The organism is Ruegeria denitrificans (assembly GCF_001458295.1).
In the GTDB taxonomy this organism is placed as follows: domain Bacteria; phylum Pseudomonadota; class Alphaproteobacteria; order Rhodobacterales; family Rhodobacteraceae; genus Ruegeria; species Ruegeria denitrificans.
This window is the reverse complement of record NZ_CYUD01000004.1, coordinates 62,213-84,310: the sequence shown is the minus strand read 5'-3', so window position 1 is coordinate 84,310 and position 22,098 is coordinate 62,213. Positions and strand designations below refer to the sequence as shown.

Annotated in this window: 21 protein-coding genes and 2 tRNA genes; 10 read left to right on the top strand and 13 right to left on the bottom strand. The window is 57.5% G+C overall.

What is annotated here, in order from left to right; translation table 11 throughout:
* Nucleotides 1-339 precede the first annotated feature (339 nt).
* Nucleotides 340-1,833 carry a BCCT family transporter gene (locus RUE5091_RS07050; protein ID WP_058281198.1) on the top strand — a complete coding sequence of 498 codons (1,494 nt, stop codon included), beginning with the start codon at nt 340-342 and terminating at the stop codon, nt 1,831-1,833.
* Entirely contained in the window at nt 1,830-1,976 is a 147-nt protein-coding gene (locus RUE5091_RS23235) for a hypothetical protein (protein WP_165590758.1), read from the top strand. Before RUE5091_RS07050 ends, RUE5091_RS23235 begins: the two co-directional genes overlap by 4 nt.
* 75 nt (nt 1,977-2,051) lie before the next feature.
* Here RUE5091_RS23235 and RUE5091_RS07045 read toward each other — a convergent pair.
* Nucleotides 2,052-2,137, bottom strand: a tRNA-Leu gene (locus RUE5091_RS07045).
* A 145-nt stretch (nt 2,138-2,282) separates the two neighbouring features.
* Between RUE5091_RS07045 and RUE5091_RS07040 the strand changes: the two genes are divergently transcribed.
* Nucleotides 2,283-2,861 (top strand): YqaA family protein, encoded by a 579-nt coding sequence (locus tag RUE5091_RS07040; protein ID WP_058281197.1) that lies wholly within the window; start codon nt 2,283-2,285, stop codon nt 2,859-2,861.
* Nucleotides 2,858-3,322, top strand: coding sequence for a disulfide bond formation protein B (locus tag RUE5091_RS07035; RefSeq protein ID WP_058281196.1), 465 nt, complete (start codon nt 2,858-2,860; stop codon nt 3,320-3,322). Before RUE5091_RS07040 ends, RUE5091_RS07035 begins: the two co-directional genes overlap by 4 nt.
* Here RUE5091_RS07035 and RUE5091_RS07030 read toward each other — a convergent pair.
* Entirely contained in the window at nt 3,319-3,906 is a 588-nt protein-coding gene (locus tag RUE5091_RS07030; protein WP_058281195.1) for an HNH endonuclease, read from the bottom strand. The genes RUE5091_RS07035 and RUE5091_RS07030 overlap by 4 nt on opposite strands.
* Nucleotides 3,907-4,117: 211 nt before the next feature.
* Between RUE5091_RS07030 and RUE5091_RS07025 the strand changes: the two genes are divergently transcribed.
* Both RUE5091_RS07025 and RUE5091_RS07020 read left to right on the top strand, forming a co-directional pair.
* Nucleotides 4,118-4,723: a pseudouridine synthase gene (locus tag RUE5091_RS07025; protein ID WP_058281455.1), complete on the top strand. Its 606-nt coding sequence runs from the start codon at nt 4,118-4,120 to the stop codon at nt 4,721-4,723.
* A gap of 31 nt (nt 4,724-4,754) precedes the next feature.
* Nucleotides 4,755-5,180: a VOC family protein gene (locus RUE5091_RS07020; RefSeq protein ID WP_058281194.1), complete on the top strand. Its 426-nt coding sequence runs from the start codon at nt 4,755-4,757 to the stop codon at nt 5,178-5,180.
* A gap of 4 nt (nt 5,181-5,184) precedes the next feature.
* Here RUE5091_RS07020 and RUE5091_RS07015 read toward each other — a convergent pair whose 3' ends face one another.
* The 3 genes from RUE5091_RS07015 to RUE5091_RS07005 are packed head-to-tail and all read right to left on the bottom strand — an operon-like array spanning nt 5,185 to nt 6,985.
* Nucleotides 5,185-5,688 carry a GNAT family N-acetyltransferase gene (locus RUE5091_RS07015; RefSeq protein ID WP_082643578.1) on the bottom strand — a complete coding sequence of 168 codons (504 nt, stop codon included), beginning with the start codon at nt 5,686-5,688 and terminating at the stop codon, nt 5,185-5,187.
* A gap of 2 nt (nt 5,689-5,690) precedes the next feature.
* A complete protein-coding gene (locus RUE5091_RS07010) occupies nt 5,691-6,356 on the bottom strand; it encodes an alpha/beta hydrolase (RefSeq protein WP_058281193.1) in 666 nt (221 codons plus the stop codon).
* A complete protein-coding gene (locus RUE5091_RS07005; RefSeq protein WP_058281192.1) occupies nt 6,353-6,985 on the bottom strand; it encodes a DNA-3-methyladenine glycosylase family protein in 633 nt (210 codons plus the stop codon). Before RUE5091_RS07005 ends, RUE5091_RS07010 begins: the two co-directional genes overlap by 4 nt.
* A gap of 98 nt (nt 6,986-7,083) precedes the next feature.
* Here RUE5091_RS07005 and RUE5091_RS07000 point away from each other — a divergent pair, with 98 nt between their 5' ends.
* Nucleotides 7,084-8,310 (top strand): MFS transporter, encoded by a 1,227-nt coding sequence (locus tag RUE5091_RS07000; RefSeq protein WP_058281191.1) that lies wholly within the window; start codon nt 7,084-7,086, stop codon nt 8,308-8,310.
* Between the two features lie 3 nt (nt 8,311-8,313).
* Here the strand turns inward: RUE5091_RS07000 and RUE5091_RS06995 are convergent, their stop codons facing one another.
* From RUE5091_RS06995 to cysS, 3 genes are read right to left on the bottom strand one after another with little or no spacing between them, the layout of a single operon-like run.
* Entirely contained in the window at nt 8,314-9,096 is a 783-nt protein-coding gene (locus tag RUE5091_RS06995) for a squalene/phytoene synthase family protein (protein ID WP_058281190.1), read from the bottom strand.
* Entirely contained in the window at nt 9,093-10,727 is a 1,635-nt protein-coding gene (gene cimA / locus RUE5091_RS06990; protein ID WP_058281189.1) for a citramalate synthase, read from the bottom strand. Before cimA ends, RUE5091_RS06995 begins: the two co-directional genes overlap by 4 nt.
* Nucleotides 10,727-12,124 carry a cysteine--tRNA ligase gene (gene cysS, locus RUE5091_RS06985; RefSeq protein WP_058281188.1) on the bottom strand — a complete coding sequence of 466 codons (1,398 nt, stop codon included), beginning with the start codon at nt 12,122-12,124 and terminating at the stop codon, nt 10,727-10,729. The genes cimA and cysS overlap by 1 nt, the downstream gene beginning before the upstream one ends.
* A 265-nt stretch (nt 12,125-12,389) precedes the next feature.
* On the opposite strand from cysS, the gene RUE5091_RS06980 reads away from it, so the two are divergent.
* The gene (locus RUE5091_RS06980) at nt 12,390-13,580 is read left to right on the top strand and encodes a pyridoxal phosphate-dependent aminotransferase (protein WP_058281187.1); all 1,191 of its coding nucleotides are present in this window, start codon (nt 12,390-12,392) and stop codon (nt 13,578-13,580) included.
* A gap of 6 nt (nt 13,581-13,586) precedes the next feature.
* Here the strand turns inward: RUE5091_RS06980 and RUE5091_RS06975 are convergent, their stop codons facing one another.
* The gene (locus tag RUE5091_RS06975; RefSeq protein ID WP_058281186.1) at nt 13,587-14,105 is read right to left on the bottom strand and encodes an outer membrane protein; all 519 of its coding nucleotides are present in this window, start codon (nt 14,103-14,105) and stop codon (nt 13,587-13,589) included.
* Nucleotides 14,106-14,522: 417 nt separating this feature from the next.
* On the opposite strand from RUE5091_RS06975, the gene RUE5091_RS06970 reads away from it, so the two are divergent.
* On the top strand, nt 14,523-16,067 hold the full coding sequence (locus tag RUE5091_RS06970; protein WP_058281185.1) for a trimethylamine methyltransferase family protein: 1,545 nt from the start codon (nt 14,523-14,525) through the stop codon (nt 16,065-16,067).
* Nucleotides 16,068-16,114: 47 nt separating this feature from the next.
* On the opposite strand, the gene RUE5091_RS06965 is transcribed toward RUE5091_RS06970, so the two are convergent.
* Nucleotides 16,115-16,360, bottom strand: coding sequence for an EF-hand domain-containing protein (locus RUE5091_RS06965; RefSeq protein WP_082643577.1), 246 nt, complete (start codon nt 16,358-16,360; stop codon nt 16,115-16,117).
* Between the two features lie 548 nt (nt 16,361-16,908).
* Nucleotides 16,909-20,529, bottom strand: coding sequence for a vitamin B12-dependent ribonucleotide reductase (locus RUE5091_RS06960; RefSeq protein ID WP_058281452.1), 3,621 nt, complete (start codon nt 20,527-20,529; stop codon nt 16,909-16,911).
* A 531-nt stretch (nt 20,530-21,060) separates the two neighbouring features.
* Between RUE5091_RS06960 and RUE5091_RS06955 the strand changes: the two genes are divergently transcribed.
* Nucleotides 21,061-21,495: a hypothetical protein gene (locus RUE5091_RS06955; RefSeq protein ID WP_058281184.1), complete on the top strand. Its 435-nt coding sequence runs from the start codon at nt 21,061-21,063 to the stop codon at nt 21,493-21,495.
* Nucleotides 21,496-21,505: 10 nt separating this feature from the next.
* Here the strand turns inward: RUE5091_RS06955 and RUE5091_RS06950 are convergent.
* Together RUE5091_RS06950 and RUE5091_RS06945 are read right to left on the bottom strand one after the other, a co-directional pair.
* Nucleotides 21,506-21,582: transfer RNA gene (locus RUE5091_RS06950), tRNA-Pro, on the bottom strand.
* A gap of 43 nt (nt 21,583-21,625) precedes the next feature.
* The gene (locus tag RUE5091_RS06945; protein ID WP_058281183.1) at nt 21,626-22,093 is read right to left on the bottom strand and encodes a DUF192 domain-containing protein; all 468 of its coding nucleotides are present in this window, start codon (nt 22,091-22,093) and stop codon (nt 21,626-21,628) included.
* Between the last annotated feature and the right edge of the window lie 5 nt (nt 22,094-22,098).

Sequence of the window (22,098 nt, the reverse complement as noted above, 5' to 3'; positions counted from 1 at the left end):
GGTCCCATCCTGGGACCTGCCGGTACGCCAACCGCACCTGTCTTGCAACAGGCGCAAGCGACTGAATTTCCAAAATCTCCCAACATATTCGACGTTTCATTCAGACACTCCACTTGTCAACCCCCGTGCACGGCGCGAAACGCCCACGCCGCATATCTGAGGGTTTTTTCTGAACTTTCCCCCCTTGAATGCGCAAATCCGAGGTCTTTCCGGTTATTGGGAACAATTCTTTTGAAACTCTGTATGGCGATCTTTAGTGTCAGAACGACATTCACAGACATCTGTAAGCGCAGGGCTGGAAAGGAATTTGTTCTGCACCTGCCGAGAAAGGCCTTTTAAATGAAGCCCACAACCCCCAGCCCGTTGCTTGTTATCGCACTGATCATCAGCGCGGCGATTGCGGCTTGGGGTATTGTCGACCCGGAAGGACTGGGGCAACTGGCATCCGCAGCGGTGGCCACGCAGTTCAACAGCCGTGGTTGGTTCATAATGCTGGAAGTCAGCGGCCTGCTGTTCGTCACGCTGTATCTGGCCCTGTCCCGGTTTGGCAGCATCCGCCTTGGCCCTGACGATGCCACGCCCGAGTTTTCGACACCGGCCTGGATCGCCATGCTGTTCGCAGCGGGCATGGGTGTCGGTTTGCTGTTTTACGGAGCGGCCGAACCCCTGACTCATTTCGAGGTTTTGCGCCAATACGATCCTGCCCCCATGGCCGCTGGCCACGCCCTTTTCATTACCTATCTGAACTGGGGATTTCATGCCTGGGCCATTTATGCGATCGTTGGATTGATCATTGCCTATTTTGCCTATCGCCGACAGCGCGCCCTGTTGCTGAGCGCCCCCGTAGCCGAGGCACTGGGCCCGGCCCGCTGGAGCAAGGCGATGGGATGGGTGTTCGATTTACTCTCGATTGTCGCGATTGCCGTGGGGCTGGCCGGGTCGCTGGCAATGGGCGTTTTCCAGATCCAGACCGGGCTGGCGGGTCTGATCGGAGTCGACTCACCAGGCTCGCTGACCCTTCCCGTCTTTGCCTTGCTATGCGTGGCCTATATCATCCCGCTACGCCGTGACCTTGGCGAAGGGATGTCCCTGCTGTCCAACACGGCGATGCTGATCGCCGTTGGGATGATGATCTATCTGCTGGTCCTCGGCCCCACGTCCTACATTATGGATGGCATCGTATCCGGGTTCGGGCGCTATCTGTTCGGAGTTCTTCCTGCCGGGTTCTCTACGGCCGAGTTCTTCGATGACATCATCGTCGATTGGTTTCACGGCTGGACGCTGAACTATATGATCTGGTGGCTGGCCTGGTCGCCTTTTGTTGGCATCTTCATCGCTCGGATCTCACGCGGGCGCACGATCCGAGAGTTTCTGATCGGTGTCATCGTCGCCCCCACCCTGTTCTCGATCTTGTGGTTCGGCATTTTTGGAGGGCTGGGGTTTTATGACGCATTGCGTCAGGACGGCGCCCTTTCGGCTGTCAACGCCGAGAATCTGGACGCGACAACCTTTGCACTGCTTGCCAAGTTCCCATTGGGCGGCGTCACCCAGATCGCTACGGTTCTGGCCGCGTTTCTGTTTGTTGTCACTAGTGTCGTCAGCGCCGGGTTTACGCTTGCAATGATTGGCTCCGGCGGCGACGAAAACCCGTCGCCCCGCATCCGCACGATCTGGGGCATTATTCTGGGAGCCTTAGGGCTGGCGATGATTCTGGTGGGCGATATCACTGTGGTCCGGTCTATCATCGCGCTGTCGGCCATGGCATTCGTGTTTATCGTGCCGATCCTTGTGATCTGCCTTTTCAAAAGCCTTGCACGTGAGGACCAGCCATGAGCGGACAATTCGTCGATACCATACTGAATGTCGTCGTTTTCGCCTATATCGGGTTCCTGATCTGGTTGATCCTCACAGGCTTTCCAAGGCCGCCCAAACCCGTCGAGACTGAGACAAAGCAAGTCCTGAAAGAGAAAAAGTGAGAGGGCAGCGAAGCAAACACAATGCCGGAAAAGAAAAAACAGAGAGCAGGATTACCTAACCCTCTGTTTTTACTTTGGTACCCAAGGCCGGACTCGAACCGGCACGGTATCACTACCGGGGGATTTTGAATCCCCTGCGTCTACCATTCCGCCACTTGGGCCACGACCATTGGATTAGCGCTCCTAATCGGGAAGGTCCAGAGGCAAAAAGCAACCAAAATCCAGTTTGTTTGCGCAGCAATGGTTGACGCCTTGCTGGGTGCGTGGTTTGGCTTGCGCAACGTTAAAACAGGATTTTAGCATCTTATGTTGCGATCGCTTTATGACTGGACCATTCGTCTGGCGGAACATCCCCATGCATTGTGGGCATTGGCCTTTGTGGCCTTTATCGAAAGCTCGGTCTTTCCAATTCCGCCCGACGTACTGATGATTCCAATGATCCTGGCGCGCCCTTCGCGAGCATGGCTGATCGCAACGGTGGCATTGGTCTCTTCGGTATTAGGGGGCTTGCTCGGCTATGCCATCGGTGCATTCTTTTACGAAAGCCTAGGCCAACCCATCCTCGAAGCGATGGGCAAGGCGCATGCTATGGAAGAGTTCAACACCCGTTTCAACGATTTCGGTTTCTGGGCCGTACTGGCCGCTGGCGTTACACCTTTCCCCTATAAGGTCATCACCATCATGTCCGGCTGGACCGGCATGCCGCTGGGCACCTTCATCGCTACGTCCATTCTGGCCCGAGCTTTGCGGTTTTTCATGGTTGCCGGACTTCTCTGGGGCTTTGGCGAACCGATCCGGGACTTCATCGAAAAACGCCTGGGCCTTATGTTCACGCTGTTCATCATCCTGCTGTTCGGCGGATTCTTCGTGGTAAAATATCTATGACACGCAAAAACACTCTGGTCCTGATCGCAACGGCTGGTTCTGCCGCACTTCTGCTTGGCGCGTGGGGATTTCAGTACATCGGCGGGCTGGCGCCTTGCAAAATGTGTATCTGGCAACGGTATCCGCATGGTGCCGCCGTTCTTGTGGGAGCCTTGGCATTGATCCTGCCTCGGGCAACACTGCTTCCATTGTTGGGCGCGCTCGCGGCTTTGACCACGGCAGCAATCGGTGTGTTCCACGCAGGGGTTGAGCAGAAATGGTGGGAAGGTCCGACAAGTTGCACGTCCGGTGATATCGGCGGCCTGTCCACCGAGCAATTGATGGATCAGATCATGTCCGCGCCGTTGGTGCGCTGCGACGATATCCCGTGGGAAATGCTTGGCCTATCCATGGCAGGTTGGAACGCCGTTTTGTCGGGGGTTTTGGTGCTGGTTTGGATTGCCGCCTGGCACGCTCGTTAAAGTTCGTCCAGTTCCGCATCCCAATAGAGAAAGTCGATCCAGCTGTCATGCAGGTGGTTCGGCGGGAACTTTCGCCCGACATTGCGCAGCGCCTCGGCGTCCGGTTGGCGCGGAGGCTTGCGCAAAGTCATTCTCGCCTGACGCAGAGACTTGGACCCTTTCTTAAGGTTGCACGGGCTGCATGCCGCAACCACGTTCTGCCAGCTTGTCACGCCCCCCGCTGCCCGCGGCACCACGTGATCAAACGTTAGATCACCCTTGCTGCCGCAATACTGACATCGGAATTCGTCCCGCAAAAATAAATTAAAGCGCGTGAAGGCCACGCGCTTTCTGGGTTTTACATAATCTTTCAGAACAACGACCGAGGGTATTCGTATCTCGGTACTGGGGCTTCGTACGACCTCGTCGTACTCGGCCACGATGTCCACCCTGTCCAGCCAGGCCGCCTTGATCGCCTCTTGCCAGGGCCACAGGGATAACGGGTAGTAAGATAAGGGGCGATAATCGGCGTTCAAAACCAATGCCGGATGATGCCTGAGCGCACCGGGTTCCCTGACAAATTCGGTCCTGAAGTCTCCGTCCATATCAGAATCGCTCCTCGCTCTGCTCTGCCCTTTTTGACATCAGAGCGGGGAACACCCGCCCCGGCCTTAACTTAACTATATATCGTGTTAAAACTCTGACAAGCCCTGAGTTTCCACAATATCTCGGGCATTGCTAAGCTGCCGCAGTAACGGTTATGTGACAGTTATCCACAGGTTGCACAGATGTGGCCTGCGGGCTATGGCGTTTGCCATGTCCTGGTTCATTCGCTTCAACAAACCTTTCGACGTGTTGCCGCAGTTTACCGACCGCGCCAATGCGGATTCGCCACGCAGCACGTTGTCGGACTATATCAACCTGCCCGGCGTATACCCGGCCGGACGGCTGGACCGGGACAGCGAAGGTTTGATGCTGCTGACCGATAATGGGCGGTTACAGGCACAGATTTCCGATCCCAAGCACAAAATGGCCAAAACCTATTGGGTTCAGGTGGAAGGTCTGCCCGATACTGCTGCCTTGAACGCCCTACGTGACGGGGTCGAGCTAAAAGACGGCCTAACCCGCCCCGCCAAGGCACACCCGATGAATGAACCGCAGGGATTATGGCCCCGCAATCCGCCGATACGGGTGCGCCAGTCGGTGCCCGATTGCTGGATCGAACTGACTATCCGCGAGGGGCGAAACCGACAAGTGCGGCGGATGACGGCAGCCGTGGGCCATCCGACCCTGCGGCTGATCCGCGCCCGGATCGGCGACTGGTCGCTGGATGGGCTGGAACCGGGCCAATGGGATAGCCTAGCTATGCCAACATTGAACGCTACTCCGCAGCGCAAACGGGATCGCCGCCCGCGCCGGTGACAAAAACCGCGTGTTGTGATAGACTTACAACATGAAAGTCACACCAGATATCCCAGCACCAAGTGGCATCCTTGAAGCCGCGCTTTATGTCGACGATCTGGATGCGGCCGAGCGGTTTTATGGAGAGATACTGGCGTTAGAGAAAATCCAGCGCGTGACGGATCGGCACGTGTTCTTTCGAGTCGGCAGCTCGGTTTTGTTGCTATTCAACGCGGAAGAAACCCAAAAACCGCCGGGCAATCCCGACCTGCCCGTTCCGCCCCATGGTGCACAAGGGCCCGGTCATGTGTGTCTGGTCCTGTCACGCACGCAGATCGACACGATGCGCAAACATCTGCTGGATTGGAACATTCCTGTAGATGCCGAATTCGACTGGCCCAACGGCGCGCGTTCGCTTTACGTGCGCGACCCGTCAGGCAATTCGGTCGAGTTTGCCGAGGGGCATCTGTGGGGCTGACCGCTCAGAGCGCCGGGCCCGCCACCAAATCAAACCGTTTGGAGATTCTGTCGACCGGAGTGCCATCCCGCAGAGGCACGCTATAGGCGACCGAGTAGTCGCGAAACCCCATCTTGTCGTAGTAACTCAGACCCATCCGGTTATCGGCACGGATGGTTGCATTGATCGCAGTAAACCCCATTGCCGCCGCGATTTTAGACGTTTCCGCGAACAAGGCCCGACCTGCCCCCTTCAACACGGGCTGGCGGCGTGTAAAGGTCGCAATATCAGCACAGTCCTGTGGCAAGGTGTCATACGTCCCTAACCACTGAAAACCAGCCACCTCACCCTGATCACCTAACACGACGTGGCTGCAGATCTTATCGACGCCATCCAGGTAGCTTTGTACAAACAGCGATTCAGAAAACGGGATTTCAAACGCGGTACTGCCCCCGATTTCGATGATGTCATTGAGGACGCGGCAGGCTGTTGCCACGTCCTCGGGCATCATGGGGCGGACCGCGATCATCCTTACAGGCTCAGCTTGTCACGCATGAAGGCCAGCGCGACACTCAGGCCATCCGGCGCGATACCATGACCGGTGCCCTTCATCACATGCGCGTAGACCTCTTTGAACCCAGCCTCTTGCAGCGCTTCGGCGGCCTCGGGCAGCGATTGTGGCGGCACCACATCATCAACATCGCCATGAACCAGAAGGATCGGCATCCGGCTGACCGTCTCGTCCGGCAGCAGATCAGGTTCCAGCAACCGGCCCGAAAAGGCAACAATACCAGCCACAGGGTCCTCGCGGCGCGGGGCGACGTGTAGGCTCATCATTGTGCCTTGCGAAAACCCGAACAGCACAACCTGTTCCGGCAAAACATCTTCGTCCACCATCAGGGCGTCGAGGAAGGCATTAAAATCCTCAACCGCCATTTCCATACCGCGGCGCGCCTCTTCTTCGGACGAGCCGTCAATCCATGGGATCGGAAACCATTGGAAACCATTTGGCATCCCGGGGATCTGCTCGGGCGCGTCGGGGGCGACAAACAGTGTGTCTGGCAAGTGTTCGCCCAACGGATCGGCCAGACCCAACAGGTCAGCGCCATTGGCCCCATAGCCGTGCACGAACACCACGACCGAGCGTGTATCGCCCGAAACCGGCTCTTTTCGGAGCGCATTCAATACCCGTGTCATCTGATCCCTTCTCGTTCTTTGGCCACCCGGTAATAGGCCCACAACACACGCGCCGCAACCGACCGCCAGGGCGACCAGGCTTCGGCCATCTGGCGCAGCTCTTTGTCTGTCGGGCGTTTGGGCAGATCATAAAGGATACGCGCCGCCTCTTGCAGCGCCAGATCGCCCGGCGCGATGACGTCAGCACGGCCTAAAGAGAACATGGCATATATCTCTGCGGTCCAGACGCCAATCCCCGGTATTTCGGTCAACGTTGCTATGATGTCTGAATTAGGAGCATCACGTAATGCTTTGTAATCAATACGCGCATCAGCCAGCGCACGAGCATAACGTATCTTTTGCCGGCTCAACCCGGCGGCCCTCAGATCGTCATCGGTGGCCCACATGATCTTGCGCGGCCCGGTCAGTTTCGCATCCTGCATGCGTTTCCAAATAGCGCTGGCCGAGGCAACACTGACTTGCTGACTGATTATGGCGCTGAGAAGCTGAGCAAACCCGTCTGGGCGACGACGCAGGGGTAAAGGCCCGGTCTGTTCCATCGCCCAAGCCATGCGCGGGCATTTCCCGGCCAACCATTCAGCCCCTTCTGCAACACAGTCGGGAGTTTCAATGATGCGTCCGACCGACATGGGCCCTCCGGCAAGTTGATGTTGCGATCACGGTAGGTTGCTTTGTCGCAGATGCAACCCGCTTGTATGACTGACTTTTCAAAGATACGCATGAGCACATGACACTGACTGCATCAACCCCAGACAACAGCCAGGCCAAACGCAACGTCGCGGTATTGGTGGCGGCACAAGCTGTGCTGGGCGCTCAGATGCCGATGATCTTTATTGTCGGCGGCTTGGCGGGGCAATCGCTGGCATCCAACCCCTGCCTCGCCACCCTGCCCATTTCGCTGATCGTTTTGGGGTCGATGCTGGCGGCCACGCCAATTTCCGCGATCATGCAACGCTGGGGACGGCGCGTGGGTTTTCTGGTCGGCGCCACGGCTGGGGCCTGCGGCGGCGCGGTCGGCGCGTACGGTCTATTTTTGGGCTCGTTCCCAATCTTCCTCTTGGGAAGCCTGCTGACCGGTATCTACATGAGCGCGCACGGTTTTTACCGCTTTGCAGCAGCTGATACCGCGTCTGACGCATTTCGACCCAAGGCTATTTCCTATGTCATGGCAGGAGGGTTGGCGGCGGCCATCATCGGTCCGCAGATCGTCAAATTGACCTCGACTGCCTATGTAATCCCGTTCTTTGGCACTTATCTGGCCGTGATCGCGATGAACCTCCTTGGCTCGGGGCTGTTTTTCTTCCTCGATATCCCGACGCCCGAAAAGCCCAGGGAAGATGCCCCCAAAGGACGGACCCGGCTTGAAATGCTGAAGACTCCGCGCATCGCCGTGGCGATCATCTGCGCAATGGTGTCTTACGCATTGATGAACCTTGTTATGACCTCAACCCCACTTGCTGTTGTGGGCTGCGGTTTCAGCGCCAATGACGCCGCCGATGTCGTTACCACACATGTTCTGGCCATGTATGTGCCCAGCTTTTTCACTGGCCAATTGATCGCGCGTTTCGGAGTGGAAAAGATCGTGGCCTTTGGCCTTGCCATTCTGGCTGGGGCCGGGGTGGTCGCGCTGCAAGGGGTCGAGCTGGGCAATTTCTTCGTCGCTTTGATCCTGCTGGGCATTGGCTGGAACTTTGGCTTTATCGGCGCCACCACCATGCTGGCCGCGTCGCACGACGTGAACGAACGCGGACGGATGCAGGGGCTGAACGACCTGCTGGTGTTTGGCGGAGTGACGCTTGCATCGCTCGCTTCGGGCGGGTTGATGAACTGCTCGGGCGGGTCACCAGTCGAGGGATGGACCGCCGTGAACCTAGCCATGATCCCGCTGTTGACACTGGCAGGCGGTGCGCTGCTGTGGTTGGTTCTGAAACCCTCTGAACCGGAAACGGTCTGACACCTACCAGCGCCCGCTGGCGACGGACCACATCAAGGACGCTCTGCGGCGAATTTCACCCTGGGCCAGATCCCCAGCCGCAACACGGTCCGGGCGCGCCACGACCTGTCGCAAAACCCATTCCGCCTGCCACCCCGCAAATAAAGCTGGACGGGCATCACTTGAAATCCCCGCAGCGTTTGACCGTGCGCGCTGAAGCCTGTCCAAGGCTTTTTGCGCCAACGCCCGTACGCTTTCAGGCGTGCCGTCAAGCAAAGGAATACGACCACGCGCCTCAAGATCAGGTATCGCCCGAAACCAGTTCGCAACCCCTACGCCATAGCCGAAATCGCGCAGCACAGCTTCGTCCGCTTCACCCAGAACCTGCGCGGCTGCGACCATCAAGGATCCGGCGCTATGGTTGATATAGGCGTCGAAATGCGCTTCGTCCTCAAACGGATCACGGTAAATATCCCAACGCCTTACGGCCACATACTCATCCAACATGGCGGCCAGATCGGGTGACAGAACCTGGGACAGAGGCGTCACGACCTCATGCCGACGCACCGCTTTACCGTCGGCGATCTCTTGCAGCGCATCGCGCCACCATTGCAGGCGCATCTCAGCGATCATTGTCTCTTGCGTGACCCAAGGGGCCCGAGCAACCTCGACATTCAGCGCATAGAGCGGGAACAGTTTAGGCCGTACGGCAACGGGTGCCGCCATGACCGCCATAAACCGATCAGGATCGGCGCGATGCACCAATGCTGCGCAGGCCTTAACGTCATCATCAAAATCTACGCTCACTCGGCCACCGCCGTCTGTGACCCGCAATCGCGCACCAGTTTCCACTGTATCGCGTCCAACAGCGCTTCGAACGAGGCATCGACTATGTTCGCGCTTACGCCCACGGTAGACCAACGCCGCCCCTGCCCGTCTTCGCTGTCGATTATCACGCGGGTCACCGCCTCGGTGCCGCCCTGCGTGATGCGGACCTTGAAGTCGACCAGACGCATGTCGGACAAAATCTGCGAATACTGCCCCAGATCCTTGGCCAGCGCTTTGGCCAGCGCGTTCACCGGCCCCCGGTCACTGCCGTCCTCGTCCAAAGACTCGCTAACCGACAGTTTCTTTTCCCCGTCGACTTTCACAACAACGACGGCTTCGGATAGGCTGACCATCTTGTTGTACTTGTTCTTGCGCCGCTCAACGGTCACCTTATAGCGCTTGACCTCAAAGAACTCGGGCAGCTGCCCCAACTCATCACGCGCCAGCAGCTCAAAACTGGCCTGCGCGGTGTCATAGGAATACCCCTCGGCCTCGCGCTGCTTGATCCGATCCAGAATGCTCCCCAGCGCCGGGTTGTCTTTTTCCACGGACAGACCGGCCTCAGTAAGGCGTTTGCGCAGGTTCGACTGCCCCGCCTGGTTCGACATCGGGATGATCCGCGCATTCCCGACCGAGGCCGGGTCGACATGTTCATAAGTCGACGGGTCCTTGAGGATCGCGCTGGCGTGCAGCCCCGCCTTGTGCGCAAAGGCCGAGGCGCCGACATAGGCCGATTGCTTGCTGGGCACCCGGTTCAGGATATCGTCCAGCATCCGACTGACCCGCGTCAAGCCGGCCAAGGCCTGTTCGCTAACACCAATATCAAAACCTGACGCATAGGGCTCCTTTAACAGCAAAGTCGGGATCAGAGCGGTCAGGTTCGCATTGCCGCATCGCTCACCCAACCCGTTCAGCGTGCCTTGTATCTGCCGCGCGCCCGCATCGACAGCGGCCAGAGAGCAAGCCACCGCGTTTTCGGTATCGTTGTGGGTGTGAATGCCCAAGCGGTCACCGGGCAATCCGGCGGCAATCACTTCGGTCACGATCCGCGTCACCTCGGCGGGCAGTGCGCCGCCATTGGTGTCGCACAGCACAACCCAGCGCGCACCGGCGTCCAAGGCCGCCTGACACACCTGAACCGCATAGCCGGGGTTGTCCTTGTACCCGTCAAAGAAATGCTCAGCATCGAAAAGCGCTTCACGCCCCTGCGCCACGATATGCGCAACCGAGGCACGGACGTTCTCGACATTCTCCTCCAGCGAGATACCCAGCGCGTGCGTCACATGGTAATCATGCGATTTGCCAACCAGACAGACCGTCTGCGTGCCCGCGTTCATTACAGCGGCCAGAACATCGTCATTCTCGGCCGACCGCCCTGCTCGTTTGGTCATGCCAAACGCGGTCAGACGGGCCGAGGTCTTGGGCGCAACATCGAAAAACGCGCTGTCGGTTGGGTTCGCGCCCGGCCAACCGCCTTCGATATAGTCGACCCCCAACGCGTCCAGCGCCTGCGCGATCTGCACTTTCTCAGAGGTCGAAAACTGCACGCCCTGAGTCTGCTGCCCATCGCGCAGGGTGGTGTCGTAGAGATAGAGGCGTTCCTTGGTCATCACACCTCCTCCAGCTTGGCTGGGTCAAATCCGGCACCAGGCACCAGTTCAACCCCATCTTTGCTCATACGAACTTCCAACCCAGCGGCCAAATAGGCGGCTTTCAGACGATCCACTTCCGAGAAATCCTTGCTTTGCATCGCAATGGCTCGCGCGTCTGCCAACCGGTCCGCATGTAAAGACAAATCCGCCGATGTGGTATCCGCCCACTCCCCCATCTCTGGGATCAAGAGACCCAGCAATTGCGCGCTGGCCAACAAGCCTGCAGCATTCCCATCCGCAGCCAGGCGGTAGAGTTCAGCCAAAGCGCCCGCAGTGTTCAGGTCGTCACTCAGCGCAGCGACGACTGCGGGTGCAGCGCTAGCGGCGGGCTCGATGCCCGTTGTCAGCGCCCGCCACTTGCGCAGCGTTGCCTCAGCCTCACGCGCCTTCTTCTCGGTCCAGTCCATCGGCTTGCGATAATGGGTCTGCAGGAAGACAAAGCGGATAACCTCACCCGGCACGCCCTGTTCCAGCAGATCATGCACGGTGAAGAAATTGCCCAGGGATTTGGACATCTTCTTGCCTTCCACCTGCAGCATCTCATTGTGCAGCCAGACCTTTGCGAACTCACCATGCGGATGGGCACACTTGCTCTGTGCGATCTCATTCTCATGATGCGGGAACATCAAGTCATTGCCGCCGCCATGGATGTCAAAACTCTCGCCCAACAGCTCGTAACTCATCGCCGAGCATTCGATGTGCCAGCCCGGGCGCCCCCGGCCCCAAGGGGAGTCCCACCCCGGCAATTCATCGGTCGATGGCTTCCACAGCACGAAATCCATCGGGTTTTTCTTGTAAGGCGCAACCTCGACCCGAGCGCCCGCGATCATGTCGTCGACGGACCGGCCCGATAATTCGCCGTAATGTTCTTTCCAACTGTCGACTGCGAACAGTACGTGCCCCTCGGCCGCGTAAGCATGGCCCTTGGCGATTAGGTCTTCGATCATCGCAATCATCTGCGCAACGTATTGCGTAGCGCGCGGCATTTCATTGGGCTCCAACGCCCCAAGCGCGCCCATATCGTGCAGATACCAACCTATGGTTTCGTCCGACCGCTCCTGCACCAACTGCTCCAACGTGCCCTTGGCCCCGGCCTGTTGCCGTGCCAAAGCGGTCGCGTTGATCTTATCATCTACGTCGGTGAAATTGCGCACATAGGTCACGTGACCCCCGCCATAAGCGTGCCGCAATAACCGGTAGAGCACGTCGAACACTACGACAGGCCGTGCGTTGCCCAGATGGGCACGGTCGTAAACGGTAGGCCCACAGACATACATCCGCACATTGTCGGCGCTGATCGGCACGAAATCCTCTTTCGTCCGCGTCCGGGTGTTGTGCAGTTTGATCGTCGTCATCGGTCGGCTCCTAAAGACAGCATGGCTGGTCGCGTTGACGCGGGCTTAGCAACTTGTCTCAGGGATGAAAACGAAAGAAACCGGCCCGCTTGAAGTATCAGCAGGAAATGCAGCAAATAATGATGCAGGTCATCGGGTTCATATTGCCCCAATATCACGTGGACCGCCCTGCGCCAAGCCTTGAGTTCTGTCCACCTGTTTCGCCGATTGACATTAACCAACGGCTCTGGCCCATTCTGCGAAGAACACCAGACGGAGGCAGGTCATGAAATTGTCGCAGCGTATTACTCATCTGACCGGCGGCGGCAGTGACGGCTGGGATGTGTTCTATCGTGCCCGGCGGATGATCAGCGACGGCTATGCTGTAACTGAACTGACTATTGGCGAACATGACGTCCGCACCGATTCTGCGATTCTTGAGGCCATGGACCTTTCGGCACGTCAGGGCCACACCGGCTATGCAATGGTGCCCGGCACGGATTTGCTTCGCGATACTGTGGCCGCCCGGCTGCAAGCGCGCACCGGTGTACCCACCATCCGCCACAACGTGCTGATCACCCCCGGTGGGCAATCGGCCTTGTTCGCTGCGCATTTTGCGGTTTGCGATCCGGGTGATGTTGGTCTTTATCTGGACCCTTACTATGCCACTTATCCCGGTACGATCCGCGGCGCTGGCGCGGTGGCACGGGCGATTGAGACGACCTCCAAAGATGCGTTCCAACCGCGTGCCGAGCAAATCGACGCCGCTGCAGAGGGTGCGGTATCTCTATTGATTAACACTCCAAACAACCCCACCGGAGTCGTCTATTCCCGTCGGACGCTCGAAGGGATCGCCGAAGTTTGTCGCAGACGTGATCTTTGGCTAATTTCAGATGAGGTTTACGATACACAGGTTTGGGAAGGCTCACATATTTCGCCGCGCACCCTGCCGGAAATGGCCGAACGTACATTGGTCGTCGGATCGATGTCCAAGTCGCACGCCATGACCGGTTCGCGCTGCGGTTGGATTGTTGGACCGGAAGAGGTAATTTCGCATCTGATAAACCTCGCCACGCACACCACCTACGGGGTTCCCGGGTTTATTCAGGATGCCGCCAGTTTCGCTCTGAACGCAGGCAGCGCGCTGGAGGAGCAGATCGCCGCGCCCTTCCGCAGGCGACGTGAGCTTGCCGTGGATATTTTGAAAGCCCAGAACACGGTTGGTCTGGTTCCGGCGCAAGGAGCCATGTACCTGATGCTAGACATCCGCGCCACGGGTCTCGGCGGTGAGGATTTCGCCAACGCCCTGTTGGATACACACGCCATTGCCGTGATGCCGGGTGAGAGTTTTGGGTCAGCAGCTGCCGGTCATATCCGCGTGGCCATGACCATTGACGACGAACGGTTCGCAGCGGCCTTGTCGACGATCTGCGAGTTCGCAACTGATCTGGCGAACCGTCCTGCTGTTGCAAGTTAGGGGAAGTCAGAACCGGAAGGACGTGCGCAGGTTGAAGACGTTCGAATCCAGCGACCCATCTGATCGGGTGACGTCGTCGAATTCCTGCCGCAACGCCTCGCCGCTGATGACAAAGCGATCACCTATGGGATAGGCCACGCCAATTCCATACACTGCGGCAGTATCATTATCGACCGAGCTATCCACCCGCGACGCACCGATAACGACATAGCCCAGGGCCGGACCGAAATCGTATCCACCGCGCAGCTTCAGACGGGTCATGCTGTCCAGTGATCCCTCGCTCTGACCCAAATCCAATGACAGGCTGTTGTATTCAAGTTCACCGCCCAGAACAAAATTTCCGAAGTCGCGATCATAGCCAATATGCGGGCCAAAGGTCAGATCATCACCGCTGCCGCCGTTCGGACCGTCCGCATCCGCGTAGCCAAAGCTGAAGCCTGCATAAGCCCCGGTCCAATCTTCAGCCCATAACGGGGTCACGAATGACACCATCAAAGTGAGACTGAGGGCCTTAAGGGCATTCATAAATCTCTCCTAAACACCTTTCGTCGCAGCGACGTTGGGTTAAGTCATGCTAACTCAAAAACTTGGTTCACGACCATTAAAATTCAATTGAGATCACGAACCACTCTTAAATAAGTGAAGGAACTATAACAGAATTTTATTTGCCTCAGAAAAAAACTTGAGCAGACAAATTACGAGTGTGACATCTTCATGTATACTTCGCTTTTAGACCCTCAGGTCGCAAACAGAACAGATTGCCGCAGGACACATCTGGATAATTCGTTTCATAAGGTGAGGACCTGAATGCAAGACGACGTTTGGAAGATTCGGCTGGTCAGCCGCACCATCGGTGCGGATCGCGGTCGTGCGGCGCGTGGGCGGCCGTCAGAGGTTTAAAACAATCACTCTGACACCCCCTTAACGACCGGAATCCGAATTATGAACGATCAATCCCGCACCTCTTCCCGTACCGGCGGTCGCGCAGCCCGTCGCGCCGCCCGTGCCACTGCCCTGCCCGAACATCTGCGCCCTGTCCGCCCCGGCATGGAAGGTGGCGTTCTCAATGTGCTGACTCAAGCCCAGATCGAGCGCATCCATCAAGCCGCCCTGACAGCATTGGAAACCATCGGTCTGGCCGATGCCCCGCAAAGCGGCATCGACTATCTGGTCGGTGCCGGTTGCATCCTGGGCGACGATGGCCGCATTCGGTTTCCGCGCGCCTTAGTCGAAGATACAATTGCCAAGGCCAACCGCTCGATCACCTTACACAGCCGCGATGGAAAAACCGATTTGGAGCTGTCGGGCACCAAAGTTCACTATGGAACCGCCGGGGCCGCCGTCAGCATGGTTGACGTGCACGGGCAGGAATATCGCGACTCGACTGTTCAGGATCTGCACGACGCGGCACGCATCTGTCAGCAGCTGGAAAACATACATTTTGTCCAACGTCCCATGGTGTGCCGCGATATCGTGGACAATTTGGAAATGGACCTTAACACGATTTACGCCGCCTGTTCGGGCACGTTCAAACATATCGGTACGTCCTTCACCGAACCAAGCCATGTCGCCCCCGCGATGGAGATGATCTATATGATCGCTGGCGGTGAGGACAAATACCGTGAGCGTCCCTTCGTTTCGAACTCGAACTGTTTTGTCGTTCCGCCAATGAAATTCGCAACGGAAAGCTGCGAAGTGATGGAAGAGTGCATCAAGGCAGGTATGCCGGTTCTGCTGCTGTCCGCCGGGATGGCTGGTGCAACCGCGCCCTCGACCATCGCCGGTGCGATCACACAGGCCACTGCGGAATGTCTGGCCGGACTGGTTTACGTAAACGCCGTAAGTCCTGGCGCCCCGGCAGTTTTTGGCACCTGGCCGTTTGGTCTGGACCTGCGCACAGGAGCAATGTCCATCGGTTCGGGCGAACAAGCCCTGCTAACGGCGGGCTGCGCTCAGATGCATCGCTTTTATGACCTGCCAGGCGGTGCTGCCGCTGGCGCATCGGATTCGAAACTGCCCGACATGCAAGCCGGATGGGAGCAAATGTGCTCGAACGTCATGGCGGGTCTGTCCGGTCTGAACATGGTATACGAAGCGGCGGGCATGCATGCGTCGCTGCTGGGCTTCTGCCATGAGAGCTTGATCCTCAGTGACGACCTGATCGGTCAGGCGCAACGCTGCGTGCGCGGGATCGAGGTTACTGACGAAACGCTGGCTCTGGACCAGATCGCCGAGGTCTGTATGGGCGGGCCGGGTCATTATCTGGGCACCGATGCAACGCTCAGCCGAATGCAGGCGGATTATGTGTATCCCGTTTTCGGCGACCGCACGTCGCCCAAGGAATGGGTCGAGCTTGGTAAACCCGGTCTGATCGAAAAAGCGATCAAGCGGAAGGAAGAAATCTTGTCGACCCCGTCGCCAGCCCGTTTCGATCCGTTGCTCGACGCGGAACTCCGGGCCAACTTCAAAATTCACTTACCCTTGTAAAGCACTGAAAAGCGGCCAGAAACTATCTGGCCGCTTTCTTAAATGCGTTAGCCGTCAGTCGCCGGCAGTAGGCCTGCTTCCTGTGCCACGGCAATCTCGGCCTCATCCAGCGCTCCGTCGCCGTTGGCATCCATTGCCGAGAAAACATCTGCGTCAACACCAGGCACAACTGCCTGCACTTCTTCGATGGTCAGCACGCCATCCCCATTTGCATCTGCCGAGGATTGTGCGACGGCCAGCGCCGGCAGTCCAAGGGCAATGGCGGAAATAGCGGCCAGAGTTTGCGGTTTCATTGTGATGCCTCCTGATTGAGTTTTTAAGTGTTTGCGTCCGGACAAGCATCACAAACACCGCAACCCAAGCTGCTGTCACCCGCGTTGCGGGAAAAACTCACTTTCGCGCCAATCTTTGCGTGTTTTTCCGAGTCGCATCTGCGGTCAGCCGCTGGGCAAAATTCCCGCAAGCTGGCTCGGCGGGGTTTGCCCGATAGGGAATGCACAATCCGGCAAAACCCTGCTCAGATTCCCGATCGCGTCTGAAAAAAGAAAGGGGGCCGAAGCCCCCTGTCAGTTTCGCCTTCCAGGCTCATTTCGTTGACCGCCCGGTATTTTTTTGCCTGCGGCCTGGACTGCGCATGGGGCGAGCGCACCCGCCCCGTGAAAGAGTGGGAAAGAGCAAATATTCCGCCCCACCCTGTTCCCGGCCAACACGGGCATGTCGGCCGAGTGGAACAAGACGCCTAGTGGTAAGTCTCAGGCTTTGCCTTGTTCCGTATTCGTCGGGACCGGAAATCCGGGGGGAAATCCAAGGTCCCTACACCCCGCGTGGCGGGGCGTTTGCCTTAGCTACACCCGCTGGTCGAACCGCAAGTGTTGCATTTCATGCAGGTGCCGTTCCGCACCAGCGTGTAGTTTCCGCATTCACCGCACGGGTCACCTTCATACCCCTGCATCTTGGCTTTGGTGCGTGCATCCATACCGGTTGCAACTGCGGTTTCCGCGACCGGAGCCTCGAACGACGCAGCAGTTTCAGACATACCGTTCACCTCGACCTGACCGCCATTGAACACCGCCAGATCCTGCGGAAGACGTTTGCGAAGATAACCGGTTGAGCTGATTTGTTTCAGCACTTCCAGAGACTTGGATGCTGCGCTGTCGCTGATTTCTGAGACATTGGACAAACCGTCTTCCTCGCCACGGCCCAGATCGTCAAAGCTTGCGCCTTCGGGTTTCACATGGGCCAGATCGGTGCGATCCAGATAAGACACCGCCAGTTCGCGGAAGATGTAGTCCAGGATCGACGTTGCGTTCTTGATCGAGTCGTTGCCCTGCACCATTCCCGCCGGTTCGAACTTGGTGAAGGTGAAGGCGTCGACGAATTCCTCCAGCGGCACACCATATTGCAGGCCAACCGAGACTGCGATTGCGAAATTGTTCATCATTGCCCGGAAGCCAGCACCTTCCTTATGCATGTCGATGAAGATCTCGCCCAGCTTGCCGTCTTCGAACTCACCCGTCCGCAGGTAGACCTTGTGGCCACCCACGATCGCCTTTTGGGTATACCCCTTGCGTCGATGCGGCAGTTTCTCGCGGTGGCTGCGGATCATTTCCTTGACCACAACCTTCTCGATGACCTTCTCGGCCAGAACGACGGCTTTTTCCTGCGCCGAACCGCTTTCCAACACTTCGGCCGCCTCGTCATCATCCTCGACCAGCGCCGCCGCCAGAGGCTGCGACAGTTTTGAGCCGTCGCGATAGAGCGCGTTTGCCTTTACACCCAGCGACCACGAAAGTTCGTAGGCCTTCTGGCAGTCCTCGATGGTCGCGTCATTCGGCATGTTGATCGTTTTACTGATCGCTCCCGAGATGAAGCTTTGCGCCGCTGCCATCATGGTGATGTGGCTATCAACCCCAAGGAAACGCTTGCCTTTCTTGCCGCACGGGTTGGCGCAGTCAAAGATCGCGTAATGCTCTTCCTTCAGATGCGGCGCGCCTTCCAGCGTCATGGTTCCGCAAACGTGGTCGTTGGCCGCGTCGATATCCGCCTTGGTAAAGCCCAGATGGCGAAGCAGATCGAAAGTCGGGTCATTCAGCTTGGTCGCCGGGATGCCCAAAACGCCGGTGCAGAAATCCTCACCCAGTGTCCACTGATTGAACACGAACCGGATATCAAATGCGCTTTCCAGCGCGGCATCCACCTTGGCCAGCTCATTTGGACCAAAGCCGTGACCGGTCAAAGAGGTGTGGTTGATCCCCGGGGCGTTTCCGATAGTACCGTGGCCAACTGCGTAGCCCACGATTTCTTCGATCTGCGACGAGGAATAGCCCAGCTTTTCCAACGCGGAAGGCACCGAACGGTTGATGATCTTGAAGTAACCGCCACCGGCCAGCTTCTTGAACTTTACCAGCGCAAAGTCCGGCTCGATCCCTGTGGTGTCGCAATCCATCACCAGACCGATGGTGCCGGTGGGCGCGATCACAGTGGCCTGCGCATTGCGGTAACCGTTTTTCTCACCCAGGCTCAGCGCCTCGTCCCAGGCCGACATGGCCAGATCGATCAGACGTTTGTCCGGGCAGTTGCCGTGGTCCAGAGGCACTGGTTTGACCGCCAGTTTCTCATAACCCTCGGTCACTCCCTGCGCCGCGCGGCGGTGGTTGCGGATGACACGCAGCATGTGATCGGCGTTACGCTCATAACCTTTGAACGAACCAAGCTCACCGGCGATCTCAGCCGAAGTCGCGTAAGCCACACCTGTCATGATCGCGGTCAGCGCGCCGCAGATAGCCCGGCCTTCATCCGAGTCATAGCTGTAGCCCATGTTCATCAGCAGGCCGCCGATGTTCGCATAACCTAGACCCAGTGTGCGGAAGTCATAAGACAGTTGCGCGATTTCCTTCGACGGGAACTGCGCCATTGTCACCGAAATTTCCAGTGTCAGGGTCCACAGACGCGAGGCGTGCATGTAATCCGCCGCCTGGAATTCACCATCCTTTAGGAAGGTCAGCAGGTTCATCGACGCCAGGTTACAGGCCGTGTCATCGAGGAACATGTATTCCGAGCACGGGTTCGAGCCGCGAATTTCGCCATCCGACGGGCATGTGTGCCATTCGTTGACCGTGTCGTGGAACTGAATGCCCGGATCGGCACAGGCCCAGGCGGCGTGGCCAACCTTTTCCCACAGATCGCGCGCCTTGACGGTGCGGGCGACCTTGCCATCGGTCCGGTTGATCAACTCCCAATCCGCGTCTTTTTTGACAGCGGTCAGGAAGGCATTGGTCACACGGATCGAGTTGTTCGAGTTCTGACCTGAGACCGAACTATAGGCTTCCGAATCCCAGTCAGTATCATAGGTCGGGAACTCGATGCTGTCGTGACCCTGCTTGGCATAATCCAACACGCGTTTGATGTAAGTTTCTGGAATCGCAACGTTTTTCGCCTCGCGAACCGCCTTCTTCAGACCGTCATTCTTGTTGGGATCATACGCATCGTCTTGCGTGCCGTCCCAACTGCGGATGGCCTCGAAAATGCCGTTCAGCATCTTCTCGTGCATCTTAGATCCGGCAACGATCGAGGCCACCTTTTGCTCTTCGATCACCTTCCATTCGATGAACTTCTCGATGTCGGGGTGATCTGCATCGACGATTACCATCTTTGCTGCCCGACGGGTTGTCCCGCCTGATTTGATCGCGCCAGCGGCGCGGTCGCCGATCTTGAGAAAGCCCATAAGCCCCGAGGACTTGCCGCCACCCGACAGCGCTTCGCCTTCCGCACGCAGATGACTGAAGTTGGTCCCGGTACCTGAGCCGTATTTGAACAGGCGCGCTTCGCGCACCCAAAGATCCATGATGCCACCTTCGTTCACCAGGTCATCATCGACGGACTGGATGAAACACGCATGCGGCTGCGGATGCTCGTAAGCGGATTTCGATTTGGTCAGCTTGCCGGTTTTGTAGTCGACATAGTGGTGCCCCTGCGCCGGACCGTCGATTCCATAAGCCCAGTGTAGACCGGTGTTGAACCATTGCGGGCTGTTCGGTGCAGCACGCTGGGTCGCCAACATATAGCGCATCTCGTCGAAATAGGCGCGCGCGTCTTCTTCGGTCGAGAAATAACCACCCTTCCAGCCCCAGTACGCCCAAGCGCCAGCCAGTCGGTCAAACACCTGCTTTGACGAGGATTCACCCCCAAATTCAGCACCTTCCGCAGGGACCGAGCGCCACAGGAACTCAGGTACGTCCTTCTCCTTCACCTTTTTCAGAGCGGACGGGATACCGGCCTTACGAAAGTATTTCTGCGCGATGACGTCGCTGGCAACCTGGCTCCACTTTGCGGGGACTTCGATTTCGTCCAGACGGAAAACGATGGTGCCATCCGGGTTCCGGATCTCAGATGTCGCAGAGACAAAGTCCAGATCTGCGTATGCGTCTTGCCCCGATTTGGTGAATTTCCTGTCAATCTTCATGTCCGCAGCCCTAGATTCAATCAACTTGTCCGTTTGCGTCAGATGCTGTTCAACGATCCGAACGCCATGCCTGAAAATTGGACGCAAATGACCGGGCGCTGCTGTTTACAGCGCGAAACCGCCTAAACGGTTGCACGTTTAATGGATGTGCTTTCCGACCCTCGCCCTATGCCTTATTCTGGTTATGCTACCAGATTTAGTGGCATGTCTTTCGGCCCATACAACTTGGCGTATTCGCCCATAGATCGTCAACGGCATTTTCAGTCATTTTTGAAATCTTTTCTGTTGACCGAACCGATCTGAGCGCCCTCTGGGTGGCAGAGTCCGATTCCTCCACAGTTTCATCCACGGATCATGTCACTGGTGTTGAAATTCGCTCATCTGAATTAACTGTTTTTCTCAGCAGAGTTACCGGCATTTGATAATCCCGCAGTAAGATGGCTAGGTTGACCAAGAATCAGATCACCGCAGATTGCGGGACCAGACAGGAGGCTTCACGTGCAAAATGGAAAATCGAGAGGGTCAAAGGTGATGACGGCGTTTCGATTTCTGCCATTATTGGCCCTGATCGTGGCCTGCACACCACAAGATGTGCCCCTGCCTACCCGAAGCGCGCAGTTCGAAACCTACCCCGAACGACTGTTCGACACGTTCGAGACACAGTGCGCAGGGCCAGGCGAAAACTTTGAGAAAACGGCGAATCGGATTTTCGAGTGCCAGGAGTTTCTGCCTCCGGATACGACAGCGTTCCTGATTCTAAATTACGACGGCTATCCACAGGATCTGCCGAAAAGCGTCATGCGTATGACATCGACAAAGACCACGTCCGGGTATCGCGTGGATGCCGAATTGTTTTTTAATGTACCGCGAAAAAACGGCCCTGATGTGAAAGTTCCCGTAGAAAGCAAGACACTGGATCAGGCGCTAGGCGCGCTGTTCCAGCAAATGGGTGGTTCACCAACATAAGTGAAAGAAGTGGTCGGGGCGGCAGGATTCGAACCTACGACCCCCTGTACCCAAAACAGGTGCGCTACCAGACTGCGCCACGCCCCGGACCGTGCGCCTTCCTAACGTCGCCGTTCTGATTTGAAAAGCCCTAACAGGCCCAAATTGCAGGACCTTGCGAAAAAATTTCGTGCTGCATCTGTGTTCCCGGTGTGATCAGGTAACGGGCCGCCAATCCGGCGTTGATTTCCAGTACTGCAAAGACCGAGTCCCCGCCTTCGATCACCGATTCATCTCCGGGAATTGCGTTCTCATGCACACTCACGACAGTACCAGTGCGGTCCACAAAAATGATATCCAGGGGAATCAGTGTGTTTTTCATCCAGAAGGCAACTGGTTGCGGCGGGTCGAACACGAACAGCATTCCGGACCGCTGTGGCAGTGACTCGCGAAACATCAATCCGCGCGCCCTGTCTTGCGGGCTGATTGCAAGTTCGACGTTAAAACTGATCTGTGTCTTGTCGTTCCGCAGCCCGACTCGGTCCATCTGGCACGCGGCCAGCACGTCACCGGCCCACAGCATTGTTACACTTGCAAGAACCGCTAACAATCTGATCATTGGAA

Excerpts from the sequence above, each read along its gene's own strand:
- RUE5091_RS07050 (WP_058281198.1), top strand. The coding sequence starts at position 340 with ATGAAGCCCACAACCCCCAGCCCGTTGCTTGTTATCGCACTGATCATC.
- RUE5091_RS23235 (WP_165590758.1), top strand. The coding sequence starts at position 1,830 with ATGAGCGGACAATTCGTCGATACCATACTGAATGTCGTCGTTTTCGCC.
- RUE5091_RS07040 (WP_058281197.1), top strand. The coding sequence starts at position 2,283 with ATGTTGCGATCGCTTTATGACTGGACCATTCGTCTGGCGGAACATCCC.
- RUE5091_RS07035 (WP_058281196.1), top strand. The coding sequence starts at position 2,858 with ATGACACGCAAAAACACTCTGGTCCTGATCGCAACGGCTGGTTCTGCC.
- RUE5091_RS07030 (WP_058281195.1), bottom strand. The coding sequence starts at position 3,906 with ATGGACGGAGACTTCAGGACCGAATTTGTCAGGGAACCCGGTGCGCTC.
- RUE5091_RS07025 (WP_058281455.1), top strand. The coding sequence starts at position 4,118 with ATGTCCTGGTTCATTCGCTTCAACAAACCTTTCGACGTGTTGCCGCAG.
- RUE5091_RS07020 (WP_058281194.1), top strand. The coding sequence starts at position 4,755 with ATGAAAGTCACACCAGATATCCCAGCACCAAGTGGCATCCTTGAAGCC.
- RUE5091_RS07015 (WP_082643578.1), bottom strand. The coding sequence starts at position 5,688 with ATGATCGCGGTCCGCCCCATGATGCCCGAGGACGTGGCAACAGCCTGC.
- RUE5091_RS07010 (WP_058281193.1), bottom strand. The coding sequence starts at position 6,356 with ATGACACGGGTATTGAATGCGCTCCGAAAAGAGCCGGTTTCGGGCGAT.
- RUE5091_RS07005 (WP_058281192.1), bottom strand. The coding sequence starts at position 6,985 with ATGTCGGTCGGACGCATCATTGAAACTCCCGACTGTGTTGCAGAAGGG.
- RUE5091_RS07000 (WP_058281191.1), top strand. The coding sequence starts at position 7,084 with ATGACACTGACTGCATCAACCCCAGACAACAGCCAGGCCAAACGCAAC.
- cimA (WP_058281189.1), bottom strand. The coding sequence starts at position 10,727 with ATGACCAAGGAACGCCTCTATCTCTACGACACCACCCTGCGCGATGGG.
- cysS (WP_058281188.1), bottom strand. The coding sequence starts at position 12,124 with ATGACGACGATCAAACTGCACAACACCCGGACGCGGACGAAAGAGGAT.
- RUE5091_RS06980 (WP_058281187.1), top strand. The coding sequence starts at position 12,390 with ATGAAATTGTCGCAGCGTATTACTCATCTGACCGGCGGCGGCAGTGAC.
- RUE5091_RS06975 (WP_058281186.1), bottom strand. The coding sequence starts at position 14,105 with ATGAATGCCCTTAAGGCCCTCAGTCTCACTTTGATGGTGTCATTCGTG.
- RUE5091_RS06970 (WP_058281185.1), top strand. The coding sequence starts at position 14,523 with ATGAACGATCAATCCCGCACCTCTTCCCGTACCGGCGGTCGCGCAGCC.
- RUE5091_RS06965 (WP_082643577.1), bottom strand. The coding sequence starts at position 16,360 with ATGAAACCGCAAACTCTGGCCGCTATTTCCGCCATTGCCCTTGGACTG.
- RUE5091_RS06960 (WP_058281452.1), bottom strand. The coding sequence starts at position 20,529 with ATGAAGATTGACAGGAAATTCACCAAATCGGGGCAAGACGCATACGCA.
- RUE5091_RS06955 (WP_058281184.1), top strand. The coding sequence starts at position 21,061 with ATGACGGCGTTTCGATTTCTGCCATTATTGGCCCTGATCGTGGCCTGC.
- RUE5091_RS06945 (WP_058281183.1), bottom strand. The coding sequence starts at position 22,093 with ATGATCAGATTGTTAGCGGTTCTTGCAAGTGTAACAATGCTGTGGGCC.